At 35.1% G+C, this 13,128-nt stretch carries 9 protein-coding genes; 5 read left to right on the forward strand and 4 right to left on the reverse strand.

Features of this window, described 5'->3' with window-relative positions; all coding sequences use genetic code 11:
• Positions 1 to 28 precede the first annotated feature (28 nt).
• Complete coding sequence (locus AC07N0_RS09425) at positions 29 to 2,608, forward strand: Ig-like domain-containing protein (RefSeq protein WP_494588976.1); 2,580 nt, start codon at positions 29 to 31, stop codon at positions 2,606 to 2,608.
• A 60-nt stretch (positions 2,609 to 2,668) separates the two neighbouring features.
• Here the strand turns inward: AC07N0_RS09425 and AC07N0_RS09430 are convergent, their stop codons facing one another.
• The 4 genes from AC07N0_RS09430 to AC07N0_RS09445 all read right to left on the reverse strand — a co-directional run bounded on the left by AC07N0_RS09430 (position 2,669) and on the right by AC07N0_RS09445 (position 8,419).
• Positions 2,669 to 3,529 carry a UbiA family prenyltransferase gene (locus tag AC07N0_RS09430; RefSeq protein WP_494588977.1) on the reverse strand — a complete coding sequence of 287 codons (861 nt, stop codon included), beginning with the start codon at positions 3,527 to 3,529 and terminating at the stop codon, positions 2,669 to 2,671.
• A gap of 34 nt (positions 3,530 to 3,563) precedes the next feature.
• A complete protein-coding gene (locus AC07N0_RS09435; protein ID WP_494588978.1) occupies positions 3,564 to 5,765 on the reverse strand; it encodes a B12-binding domain-containing radical SAM protein in 2,202 nt (733 codons plus the stop codon).
• 156 nt (positions 5,766 to 5,921) lie between these two features.
• Complete coding sequence (locus AC07N0_RS09440; RefSeq protein ID WP_494588979.1) at positions 5,922 to 7,244, reverse strand: DEAD/DEAH box helicase; 1,323 nt, start codon at positions 7,242 to 7,244, stop codon at positions 5,922 to 5,924.
• A gap of 149 nt (positions 7,245 to 7,393) precedes the next feature.
• Positions 7,394 to 8,419: an ATP-grasp domain-containing protein gene (locus tag AC07N0_RS09445; RefSeq protein WP_494588980.1), complete on the reverse strand. Its 1,026-nt coding sequence runs from the start codon at positions 8,417 to 8,419 to the stop codon at positions 7,394 to 7,396.
• A gap of 263 nt (positions 8,420 to 8,682) precedes the next feature.
• Here AC07N0_RS09445 and AC07N0_RS09450 point away from each other — a divergent pair, with 263 nt between their 5' ends.
• The 4 genes from AC07N0_RS09450 (at position 8,683) to AC07N0_RS09465 (ending at position 12,975) form a co-directional block, all read left to right on the forward strand.
• Positions 8,683 to 9,096: a carboxypeptidase-like regulatory domain-containing protein gene (locus AC07N0_RS09450; protein WP_494588981.1), complete on the forward strand. Its 414-nt coding sequence runs from the start codon at positions 8,683 to 8,685 to the stop codon at positions 9,094 to 9,096.
• 340 nt (positions 9,097 to 9,436) lie between these two features.
• Entirely contained in the window at positions 9,437 to 10,213 is a 777-nt protein-coding gene (locus AC07N0_RS09455) for a LuxR C-terminal-related transcriptional regulator (protein WP_494588982.1), read from the forward strand.
• A gap of 300 nt (positions 10,214 to 10,513) precedes the next feature.
• Positions 10,514 to 12,325, forward strand: a complete 1,812-nt coding sequence (locus tag AC07N0_RS09460; protein WP_494588983.1) for a hypothetical protein — start codon at positions 10,514 to 10,516, stop codon at positions 12,323 to 12,325.
• Between the two features lie 377 nt (positions 12,326 to 12,702).
• Positions 12,703 to 12,975, forward strand: coding sequence for a hypothetical protein (locus AC07N0_RS09465; RefSeq protein ID WP_494588984.1), 273 nt, complete (start codon positions 12,703 to 12,705; stop codon positions 12,973 to 12,975).
• The last annotated feature ends 153 nt before the right edge of the window (positions 12,976 to 13,128 follow it).

Genomic DNA, 13,128 nt, shown 5'->3' on the forward strand with positions numbered 1-13,128 from the left:
TATATTACTGAAAAAATACAAATATAAAATGATGAACAATTTTAAATCATGGGTAAGTAAAGTCAATCAGGCTTTATTCAACCTTTTCTTACCGATAACCAAGGTAGGCGTATTTTTCCGACAAAACATCCATCATAATATTGTGACAAAACCTTTACTTTCTTATGAGAGAATACAACCCTCTCGTTTTCCAAAGAACATAACGCCATTTTTAATATTGTTGTGTTCTATGTTTTCTTCTTTTTATTTGAAAGCTCAGAATGCTCCTCTTGGGTGTGATAAATACTACATGATTGTAAGTGAACTGCCAAATGCTACGCAAGGTAGTCGTTCAGAGATATACCCTTTTGGTGGTGCGGGAGCAGGTCCTGTGGGTTGTTCGATTAGTGGAGGTGGAGAGGGTATCGTAGTAGACCCCACTAAAAACGTAGCCTATATCGCTACCTGTTGTTTTAAATCAGAAATTTTAGTGTATGATTTAGCCAAAGGCGCTTACTTGACACCTATATCAGTGCCAGGACAAGATTTATTAGATGTGGTATTGTCTACAGATAGAAAGTTTTTGTATGTAACTAGTTATCAAGGAGTAACAAAGATTAGTACAACTACTAATACCGTAATAGATATTTATAGAACTAACCGCTTAACAAATAAAGATGTTGGATTATGGGGCGTTGCTGTTAATCCTTCTAGCGGAAGAGTATTTGTAGCTACAAACTATTTTTCTGGAGGTGGGGTAAGTACCATAGAATCTGTAGATTCAAGCTATGTGGGTGCTTCAACATTGTTTGCTACAGCTCCAAGTGGATACAATTACCGTGGATTAAACTTTGCCGCTGATGGTACTCTTTGGGCTGTTGCCGCTGGTACTACTGGTCCTGATAGACTATTTCATTATAATGCATCAACAGGTGTTCTAATTGGTTCATTCGATTTTATCACTCCTTCTATCACAGGAACAGTTGGCGATGTAGAGGCATACGATTTAGCTTTTGGTCCTGACGGTAATTTATACATTACTACTTATTATGGTGACTGCGTATCAAAATTTAATGTTACCACCAATACATTTACGACTGAAATAGCTTATCAACCTGGGGAACAAGGTAAATCTATTGCCTTTGTATGTGGTAACTTAAAATGTGCTGGTTGTGATGCACCCACTGTACTTGCAAGCGATATTAGCTTTACGCTTGGAACTTGTACAGGGTTTGTGCCTAACAACAATGGTACTGCTACGATTGCAAACCTTGTTTATAATGCATCAAAGGTTATTGAAGCTAGTATTAAAGAAGGCGAAACTTTTGGTACATCGCCAATTTTTGGTGCAGGTGCTAACCAAACGCTAGGTATTGGACAAACATCATTTACATTTACTGGTTTAAAGCCAGGAACTAAATATACTGTTCGTATCTGGTCAGGTAGTGATGCTTGTTATAACGATGTAACTTTTACAACATTAAATTTTAGCTCGAAGGTAATAACCTCAAGTGGGTCGATTCTGTGTAATCCAGGTATTGCTACACTGAATGCTACCTGTCCTGTAGGTTTAATCCCACAATGGTATAACTCAGCAACTTCAACCACTGTGTTGGGTACGGGAAATACCTTTATCTTTAATGCAACCTCGACCATTTCATTCTTTGTTGGTTGTAAAGCAAATGATAATCATTGTGGAGTGGCAACGGCTAATAGAACACAATTGACAATTTCTGTGAGTAGCACTCCAGCTCCTCCATTACCAGCGACGGTGGCAGGAGGATTAATATGTGGTGCTGGAAGCCTTGATTTAAAAGCTACTTGCGCACCTAGTTTTACTCCTATTTGGTATGATTCACAAAGTTCAGTAGTTATTTTAGGAGGAGGTAGTCCTTTCACAGTACCAGTAACTGCTACCAAAACATATTTTGTAGCTTGTAAAGATTTAGTGAGTGGTTGTGAATCGCCAGCAGGTAGTAGAACGCCAGTTGTGGCTACATTTAGCCCAATTCCTGACCCTGTCATATCAACTTCTACTTCACCAGTTTGTGCAGGTACAAATGTTATTCTTTCGGTTACGCCAGCTACTTCTACGTATGCTTGGACGGGCCCAAATGGTTTTACTTCATCTGTTCAAAGTCCACAGCTTAATAATATTCAAGTTAGCCAAGGTGGGATTTATAGTGTAGAAGTAAGCAATGGACTATGTTCAAATACTACGATGATTAATTTAATTGTTTTTGATAGGGCACTGGGTATAACTGCCACGTCTACCAATTCAACTTGTGACCAAGACCTTGCAAGAAATGATGGTACGATAAAGCTTGCAGGATTTAGCACAAATTTGAGATATGATATTAGTGCAGGAGGAACTTATACGGGAGGAAAACTATACGCTACTTCAACGGCTATTCCAACTGACGGAGTGTTAAGGTCTGATGTACCTAATCCAACAACAGTTGTTCAGCAATATACAGTGCGTGTATTTAATGCAAATGATTGTTTTTCAGACCATACCGTGACCATCCAACAAGTAACTTGTGATTGCGGTGTTGCTAGATGTATTCCTTATACCATCAGCAAAACGAAAACCGCTGTTAAAAAAGACTTGATTCGTACAGTTGACTAATCATAAAATAATATTTTCGAAAAAGGCTAGATTCAATCATCTGAATCTAGTCTTTTTATTTTAAACAAGTATTGTATGGGCGAGCCAAACTAAAATACCTTGCAAAAGCATGGTTCCATCTAAAATACCGTAATGATAAAAAGGAAGATTTTGGATAGACTTAATATTTAAAAAAAATATAGTACTGATTCCAGAAATAATAAAGGCAGGAAGGATAAAGTGAAAAGGAGCATTTGAATAATGAAAACAACTAATCAACAAGAATAAGACCATTAAGCAATTGGCTATTCCTAATGATTTTTTTCTGCCAATAAAATTTGGAATAGTAGTTAATCCCGACTGAATATCGGCGTGCATATCTCTAATATCAAATGGAATGGTGATGGCAAAAACAAATAAAAAACGCTCGATAAGCATAATGCTAACGTGCTCTGAATCAAAATGCCTTCCTGATTGAATGATGGGCAATAATATAGTAGTTGCTGCCCAAACTATGGAGATAAGAAATATTTTTAGGAAGGGTATTTCTCTTAATCGGAAAAGATATTTTTGTTTTTTGAAGACGGGTAATGAATAAAAAAATGTAATTAAAGCAAAAGGAGCTAAGGTGATTAAAACTTCTTTTTTAGCAAGCAATACAGCGATTAAGAACCCTATTACAGAAAAAACTACTAAGACATAAAAGAGGTTTAAGTATTCTTTCAGCCACTTGTGTTTATCATCATTTAAAGCCTCTTTATTGGTCAGTAGTGTAACAAGGCGGTGTAAATTGTAATCAAACAAGGTAGCAAAAAAGATAATAAACAAATAAGGGTGCCACTGGGGAGCCATCCCCAATTGCAATTGAGTTTCTACCGTTAGTGCCACTGCCGCTAACGAAATGTAAATATTGGAGTTTATTAAAAAATTAAAAACCTTCAATGTTTTGAAAATTATCGGCGTTTTAAGAAAACGATTATAAAGTTAATAAACCAAAATTTTGGAGATTATTGACAGGCTTATTGAACCAAAACAATTCAAAATCTTCTAGTCCATACGTTTCGTAATGTGTTTTTACTTCTTGAAACGTATAAACTTTTGGACTTGAAGCTGAAATTAACTTAAGTATTTCAACCAGCCATTCACCTTGCTTTTGCTCCACAGCAATATTAAAGCTTTCCTTTTTATCATGAAAGGATAGACTAGCAAGATTTAAGAGCCTACCTTTTTGGTTTTTGGTAATATACTTAACCGTTGGTTTTGTGCCTAACCAAACAATTTTGCTACTAGGCTTTAGTGAAACATCTTCCTCTTGATTGACGGCTTGCTCAATATAATTTTTGGGTATTTTTGTTTTAGGTATTTTAAAATCAAACCATTGATTCAAGTTTAAGTCAAAACCAATACCATGCATAAAATTGAATAGGGACTTTTTTAGACCGTCGCTAAATAGGCTATGGTCTGTGCCAGTAGGGTCAATATGAAAAATGTCGTTATTGGCAAAACTACCAATTTTAGCACTCTCTTTCTGAACCTTAAATTGTTCTGGGTACATTCCAACAGGGCTATGAGCCGTCATAGCGAATTGATGCCAAAACCCAGATTGTAAAATACCTAATTCAAACATCTGACGTACCATTTCTAATGAATCAATGGTTTCCTGTGCCGTTTGGGTAGGGAAACCGTACATCAAATACGAATGTACCATGATACCGGCTTCTGTAAAATTACGCGTTACTCTAGCTACCTGAGCTACCGTTACTCCTTTTTGAATTAATTCTAAGAGTCTATCAGATGCCACTTCCAACCCTCCAGAAACCGCAATACATCCAGAGGCTTTCAATAATAAGCATAGGTCTGCTGTAAAGCTTTTTTCAAAACGAATGTTTGTCCACCAAGTAACGGTTAATTTTCGCCTGATAATCTCTAAAGCCAAAGAACGCATTAGGGCAGGAGGGGCAGCTTCATCGACAAAATGAAAACCATTTTGCCCTGTCTGAGTCATCATTTCCTCCATTCTATCACAGAGTATTTTGGCAGAAATGGGTTCATAAAGCTTGATGTAATCTAGCGAAATATCACAGAAAGTACATTTGCCCCAATAGCAACCATGCGCCATCGTTAGTTTATTCCATCTGCCATCGCTCCACATTCGGTGCATAGGATTTACAATTTCTATGACAGAAATATATTTATCCAAAGGTAAATCAGCATAGTCTGGCGTACCCACAGCCGACTGTTTGTAGTCGTGTGTATGGCTATTATTGATGTATTTTACCTCGCCATCTACTAACGTAAAAGTCCTTTTTAAATCTTCTTGTTTTCGCTTGCCTGCTAAATGTTCAATTAAATTATCCAAAGGTGCTTCACCGTCGTCTAAGGTAATAAAATCAAAAAACTCAAAAACTCTTTTGTCAGAAAGCGAACGTAGTTCTGTATTCGGGAAACCTCCACCCATGGCAATTTTCACGGAAGGAAAATGTTTTTTAATCCATTGACCACAACGAAAAGCACTGTATAAATTACCCGGAAAAGGTACTGTGATCGCTACCAAGTTAGGATTGAAATCAACCATTCTAGTCGCTAAAATCTTGATGAGTAATTCATCTATATAAGTGTATTCTTGCGATAATGCTTCATACAGTTCATCAAAACTGTTGGCCGAGCGACCTAACCGTTCGGCATAGCGACTAAAACCAAAATGTGCATCAACGCATTCTACAATAATATCTGAAATATCTTCAAGGTAAAGTGTAGCAAAATGCTTGGCTTTATCTTGTGTTCCCATGGTTCCAAAAGCCCAATCTAGTTCTTCTAACTGAGCAAAGCGACTGGCTTCTGGCAAAAAATCTTCTTGACAAATTAAATGTGATAAGGTAGGATTTTTCCCTTGTAAAAAAAGGATTACAGCATCAATCGTGTGGATATAGTGGTCTTTAAGGGCTATAATGCGTTGAGCGTTGTCTGATAATGGTAGTGCTTGACCTTCAATTTGAGCAAAAAGATTCAACAGACCTTCTTTTGAAAAAAGGCTTAATATTACTTCAATTCCTAAATCAGCTTGATTAGAAATAATATGTTTAGTATTCAAAAACCCTTTTATATACGCAGTAGCTGGATACGGCGTATTCAGTTGCGTAAAAGGAGGGGTTATTAAAAAAACTTTTTGCGTGTTCAATGTTGAATAGTTTTTTGAAAAATGACTAAAAGATTTAGGGACTTTAAGACTAAAAGTATAAGTCAATGATTTCAAAATATTTGATTGTAAAATTAACTGAGACAGGAATTTTTTTCTTAAAGTCCTCCAGTCCTAAAGTCAACAAATCCATCAATATCATCTAGCCACTTCAATCTTATACTTCTTACCTTTCATCTTTTCATCACGAATGGTTTGTAGTAATTCTTTTACTTTTTCTTTTTTCACGGCAGCAAAAGAAGTAAAATCTTTTACTTCGATAAGTCCTAAATCACCTTTTTCTAATTTGCCTTTTTGAGAGAAGAAACCAACGATGTCAACTTTGTTGAGTTTGTTCTTCTTGCCTCCACTAATATAAATTGTCAGGAACTCAGGTGCTTGGGGTAAAGGATTATTATCTGGCAATTCTAATTCCTCTAAAGAATCATCTACATAACTCGGACGATGTTCGTTGCTAGAGAAAATTAAATAGGCCGTGCCTTCCGCATTCATACGAGCCGTTCTTCCGTTTCTATGAATAAACTCATGAGCCTGTAAAGGCAGGTGATAATGAATTACGTGTTTCATCTCAGGAATATCCAAGCCTCTAGCCGCTAAGTCGGTCGTAACTAAATAACGAACACTGCCATTTCTAAATTGAATCAAAGCACGTTCACGGTCGTCTTGGTCCATTCCGCCATGATAAAAAATGGCATAAATACCCATATCTTGGAGTAGCTCGCAAGTGCGTTCAGCGGCATCTCTATGATTTAAAAAAATCAAGGCAGATTCAGAATTAATTGAGCAAAGCAGATTGAACAATGCATCAATTTTATCTTTTTGTTCTGAAATAACCACTTTCATTACCAAGCCCTCGGCTACTTTATCTTCTGGAATAAAATTCAATAAAGTAGGAGAAGAAACGCCTGTAAATTCAGGAATTTTAATGCCTTTAGTAGCCGATACCAATACTCTTTTATTGAGTTTTCGTAAACCACCAATGATAAAAGACATTTGCTCATGAAAGCCAAGGTCTAGCGATTTATCAAATTCATCTAATACCAAAGTTTTGATACTATCCAGATTAAAAGACCTACGTGTTATATGGTCGGCAATTCGCCCAGGAGTACCGATTAATACCGCTGGCGGATTACTTAAATTTTTAATTTCAGTACCAACATCATGTCCGCCATAGCAGACATTTACTTTATAGCCCGTTGACATTTTCTTCCAAACCTGTTCGATTTGTAACGCTAATTCACGTGACGGAGTAAGAATTAAACACTGTACAGAAGGAACATCAGGCTTTAATAATTGCAATATAGGCATTAAAAAACCAATGGTTTTTCCAGAACCTGTAGGTGAAATTAAAAGTACATTACTGTCTTCAATGATAGCTTTTTGAGCCGCTTCTTGCATCGGATTCAAAGCTGTAATCCCTAAATTTTGAAGAATTTGTTGTGTTGTCTGATTGGTTTCCATACCACAAAGGTAAAACAAAATATCTGTTTAATTGGGCTTAGTGGATTATTGAAGATAAAGCTTAAAATAGCTTTTGAAGAACCAAGCAGTATCCTTTAAGGATTAAAGACAGGTAGAGCATCAAAATATTATTTGGTGAATAAATTACTCTAAGCAAAATGGTCACGAGCCACACGCCAAATAATTTTAGTTGGAACAGGCATAATTCCATTAGCTTGCTGTTGAATAGAAATATCTGCGATAATTTTCCAGTGTTTGGCTAAATCACGGTAGGCATTCCAAACTGTATTACTGGGGTCATAAATATGTCCAGGTTCTGAGCTGACCCCATTTAACTCCATAATTTTGATATTTTTACCTTCGTATAAGTCTTCAATGGATTTTACTTTCATATCAAAACGGCCGTAATGAAAACCATCAATAGGTAAGGCGATTTTATCAAAAACGTGGTTAATTTTTTCATTAATCAAGAAGTTGTTATCTAAGAATTTAGTACCCCTACAATGATTTCCAATTGGTTCTAATAAACGCTTTTGTCCTGCTGGAATTACTTCTTTTATTTTTTCACCCAAACGTATATACATATTTTCTAATTGAAATCTGGCACGTGTATTTGCTCGCATCAATTCTTCAATGCTTGATTCTCCATCACCTATTACAGATAAAAACTCTTTACGGGTAATAGAGCTAACTTGTCCTGTTGACTGATTTGGATAGCGATAATAAAGCACCCCCAATTCGATATCAAAAGGAATAAACTCTTGAATAATGAAATCTTCTTGAACAGATTGTAGGTATTTTTCCAGAGATGTAACATCAGCAATTTTTTCTACCTGCGACCCTCTTTCTCCTACATTTGGCTTGCAAATGATGGGGAGATCAAGCTGATTTGCTATTAATTGTTGTTGAATACTGTTTAATGAAGTCCCTTTCGATACAAAGAAATAAGTTGGCAGAAATTCCGCAGGAATTTGTTTAAGAATCTCAATTTTACTTTCTCCAAAGAAACCCCCATAGTCAATACAAGGATCAGCATTGGTAAAAAAAGTAAGTGAGCGAGTACGAATAGCTTGATAAAGCCAATAGGGGAGTAGGGGAATATAAAACATCCACCATGTCCAATATTCAAAATTCGTAAGTTTAATGAGCCAGAGAGGTAATTGTATTTTATTCATATCACAAACTTACGCATATTGTGGAAATGGTAGATGTCGGTAGTCAGACAGTTTTGGTTTTTTGCTTTCGGACCTCAGATATTGGCTAAAAATAAATGTTACTAAATTATGCTTCCAAAGTAATTTTTGTAGTAAATAAAGGCTATTCTTCTTTCGTTAATACTAAAATAGCGACTGGGCGTATCTTATCATGAGATAATAGATATTGTCTATAAAAACCTACCTAATGAAACGGTGACGATATCTTCACCTTTTCAACAAGGATGGTATGCCCCGAACAACAGATTCTTTTTCAGAAAAAAACAAGTATAGCAATACCATTGCACATAACAGGTACGCTAAAAGGGCAACTTAGTTATATCCGCGGTCAATTTAGTTACGAAACAGCCATAGATTTGTTGGGTGTTACCATACTGGCAACTGATAAAAATGGTAAAACTTTGAGTACCAGAACTGCTCCTGATGGTCGTTATACGTTTTATATTCCTGTTGGAGAATATAAAATTAGTATTGATACGTCAGGGTTTTCTTCTGAATTTGAAGTGCCTGATAATAGTAAGGATATAAAAATTGAAAACGGGAGTATTGGAACAACTGATTTCGTAATAAAGGTGAGACAAAGGAAAATAGAAATCAAAAAGTTTACTTCGCCTTCTGTATCACCTTCTAATAAGTAGGTCTTCGTTGACATATAAAAGGAAATATTACAAAGAGGGTATTGTGCATGAATAGATTCCGATGGCTATAAGGTCGTCTAGGAAATTCTGTTTATGTTTTGGGTTTTGTAATATGATGGATGATATTCTTTAGGAAGAAAGATTTTTCAATCAAAAAATATTTGATTGAAAGCATTGCTTTGTTTAATGAAAAGGTTAATTTAGTAATTGCTTTATATTGTTATTTTACGATAAAAAATAACAATATAAAGTCGATTGCTCCTCTTTCTAATTGGAGTATTCAATATGCATACCTAACTTACCCCTAACTTAGCAATTAGACCACAGCAAATTTAATAGTATGTCAAACCAGCATTCACAACTTTATGTCAAAGCTAAACAAATATGGAGTACGGTAGTAAAAGAAGGCCCTGGTTATCCCTTAGAATTAAAATTACAATTGGAGATACACAAGCAACTTCTTAATCTCTTTCAGCCTGGTACTTATTACTACTATGTATTCAATATTTTTCAGGCAGATTTTGACTTTGTAAGTCATGGAGTTACCAATCTATTAGGCTATCTGCCCGAAGAAATGGATATTCATAAATTCTTGGAAATAATACATCCTGAGGATAAACCCTACTTTATGCAATTTGAACAACGGATTGCTGAGTTTTTCAAAGATTTGCCGTTTGAGAAGATATCAAAATATAAAATGCAGTACGATTTGAGGATGCGTACAAAGGACAACCGTTATGTACGAATACTACATCAAGCATTGCAAATAGATTTTGACGAAACAAACTACTACCGTACTTTGGATGTAGACACAGATATATCACACATAAAAAAAGACGGAACACCTTCTTTTTCAATTATTGGACTTGACGGAGAACCATCATATTATAATATTACCGAGACCAATACCCTCACCTTATCAGAAGACTTGTTTACACAAAGAGAGCGGGTAATTTTAAAGATGATTGTAGAGACTAAAAGCAGTAAAGAAATAGCTAATACGCTTTTTATAAGTCCACATACGGTAAATGCTCATCGTAAAAACATATTGAAAAAAGCTAAAGTTACAACGCCTGTAGAACTAGTGTGCAAAGCATTACATGAAGGTTGGGTATAAATTATCAATTACACAGTTTAATGCTGCGAAAGCATCTATTTTCTCCGATTTCAACTGTATTATCTTGCTATTGATGAAAAAAAAATAGCTAGTACTAGCTATTTTTTTTTCATCAATAGCAAGATAATTTGCATTAGTTTTTATAAAACTGATTCACCTATAAATAATTCTTCTGAGTCTTTATACCTCTATTCTACCATGTGGTAAGCTAGAGGTGATTCAGATTTAGTTAAGCAAGTATCAAGTGGTTTCTGGAAGTCTTCATATATTATATAATCACTATAAATTAAAATTACTAAGATGAAAATTAAAGTTTTACTAATAACTTTTTTTTTAAGTGCAGTATTTGCTGACACAACATTAGGACAAGAAAAAGGCGAAATGACATATTCGCATCAATGTTTTAAACAATTGGAAATTACCGTAAAAAATTATGGTTACTTAAAGGATAATAAAGCTTATGGGTGGGGCGTCAAAATAAAAAACAATTATAAAACAGCGGTTAAATTCACCTACAAACTTTCAGTTGGCGATGAGAAGTCTGGAGGTGGTCAGCCAACGTATTATATAGAACCAGGAAAAACTTGGTCAGTTGACTGGGGAAGACTTGCTTTGTTACTTAAAAGTAGCAGTTCTGATGAATATAAAGTTGATATTTGGGGACTATGTTTTGAAGGATATGATTGTTCAGATAATAACTATTTTGATTGTGAAGGAAGACAGATAAAGGAGAAATTATTTGGTAGTAACTGGAAGAACTCAAATAGTACTGGTCAAAATGCTAATAAGAGCAATGATCAAAATAATTCTACAAATGATAATCAAAAAACAAACCAAGCTACTTCTCAAGCCAACATGATGGAGCTCATCAGTAAAAAAAATAACCTCTGTCAGGAAATGTTTAATCTAGTAAAAAAGAATGGAACTACCAACCCAGTATATGAAGAGCTATGTGCAGGTACCCCCTCTAATTATTCAATTAATGATTATGCCCGCTTAAACAATGATATTACCAGATTAGAAAATGCAATAGGTATGGTATCTAAACAAGCACAACAAGCACAAGAAAAAATAAAAGCCCAAGAAGTAGAACAACAACGAATAAGAAAAGCACAGGAAACAAAAAGAGCACAATTTGATGGCGCTATCCAAAATGGTGATAATGCTTTGAGCAGTAAACAATATGATAATGCAATGAGTTATTACAGTCTTGCAAAAAACTATGCTCAAAACTCTAATGAAAGTACTTTTGCTCAAAACAAATACAATCAAGCCTTTGAAGGGAAAAAAACAGCTGAACGCCAGGTAAGGGTTGAAAAACAGAAAGAAAAAGATAGACAAGAGAATTTAGAATATGCTGGTTTGGCTACAGGTATGGGCGGTATGATGGCTATGCTAAATGATAGCTATAGTTATAAATGGTATGCAATGAAATTTCAAGCTGGCTTAGGCTATGAGAATTTGCCAATTTATAGTAATAATGCAAGCCAATATCATGTAAATAAATCGTATATAGAATCGTTTACACTTCCAACTTTTCATATGGGTTTTAAAGCTGGCTTTTTTAATAACAAAGCAGTATCTTTTGTGCTTAATCCTGGGCTGAATGTTGGGTTTAGTGCATTTAGCCCAGGGACAAGTGGTGGTTATGTTGAATATGGGTCAACAGCATCATTATATTTGAGCCATAAAGCTCACTCAAGATTTAAAGTTTTTGCTGAAGGTGGCTATTTCAAAAAAGAAGGTAATTATTCTTATGATGAAGATGCGGCTCGTGGGGGTAACTCTGCTACTGATGATGTTAGGAAAGGCACTTTAAAGTATGATATTATAAAATATGGGGGTGGATTTATGTTTCATTGGGTATCCGACGGAAAAGAAACCTATCTTCGCCCTGCTGTATTTTATGAAAAACCTTCTTTCTTTGCAAAAGATGCAAAACCCGTTTTAAGTTATAATTTTCAAGTAAATATCTTAAGCGAAATAATGTTTGATTTTAGTTATGCAACGGATTATTTCATTGGTGGAGAGGTTGCATATCCAACAACTTTGCAACCAGAAAAGATGGATTATTTCAGTATAAAAATTATTAAACAAGGTAAGTTGTTTTAAGCAAAGTATCACTTTTCTACTTTAAATTTTTAAAATAATTGGTATTTACAGTAAATTGTGTCACGTAATCACCCCCACAAGTAGATTGACTGACTATATAAATAAGTAAGTTGTTTCAGTTGTTTGTATTACTATTATGTTTAAAAAAAGATGCTCTTGTGGTTTTCTTATGCTCTGTAAAATAAGGTTTTTAGGACTGAAATTATGAAAACTTCATTACTGAAATCTCTCTTTGGAATGGCAGTAGTCTGCATAATTGTTGTTTGCTGTAAGAAAGACGAAGACCTGCTTATGGTGAATTTACTTTTGGTAGCACTACATATTCAGGAAGTTGCTATACAACGCCTTCCTCATCTTGTTCTGGTTCAACAGATGTAATGATTGTATCCACGAATAAGGTTAATTCTTATATTATTTATAATATGCCAGCCAGTAGTTCTGGCAATTTTACTATTACTAATGGTTGGAGTGGTAGCATCTCTTGTGGAGATATTTATGTATTAGCCGTAAAAGAAGCAGGAGCATTATCTGCCAGCATTAATGGAACGCTTACCAAAACAGGAGCGAAGTCGTTCACGCTGACAACAAACATGACCGATAGCCCTTCTATGTCGGCTACTACTACAAGTAAGGCAAATGGTAATTATTAAGAAGCTAGAATACGGTAAAATAAGTGAACTTAAAATCGACAGTATTACAATAATATTTTATATAGTAGCTACACCTATTTTTGAAAAAACTGTCTTCTCATTGATTTAAGTGTTGAGCAAAGCGTTATTGACATTAAAATCAGAAGAAGTCGC

It is taken from the genome of Arcicella sp. GW821-FHT09D11 (genome assembly GCF_059416265.1).

Excerpts from the sequence above, each read along its gene's own strand:
- AC07N0_RS09455 (WP_494588982.1), top strand. The coding sequence starts at position 9,437 with ATGTCAAACCAGCATTCACAACTTTATGTCAAAGCTAAACAAATATGG.
- AC07N0_RS09445 (WP_494588980.1), bottom strand. The coding sequence starts at position 8,419 with ATGAATAAAATACAATTACCTCTCTGGCTCATTAAACTTACGAATTTT.
- AC07N0_RS09425 (WP_494588976.1), top strand. The coding sequence starts at position 29 with ATGATGAACAATTTTAAATCATGGGTAAGTAAAGTCAATCAGGCTTTA.
- AC07N0_RS09460 (WP_494588983.1), top strand. The coding sequence starts at position 10,514 with ATGAAAATTAAAGTTTTACTAATAACTTTTTTTTTAAGTGCAGTATTT.
- AC07N0_RS09440 (WP_494588979.1), bottom strand. The coding sequence starts at position 7,244 with ATGGAAACCAATCAGACAACACAACAAATTCTTCAAAATTTAGGGATT.
- AC07N0_RS09465 (WP_494588984.1), top strand. The coding sequence starts at position 12,703 with ATGATTGTATCCACGAATAAGGTTAATTCTTATATTATTTATAATATG.
- AC07N0_RS09450 (WP_494588981.1), top strand. The coding sequence starts at position 8,683 with ATGGTATGCCCCGAACAACAGATTCTTTTTCAGAAAAAAACAAGTATA.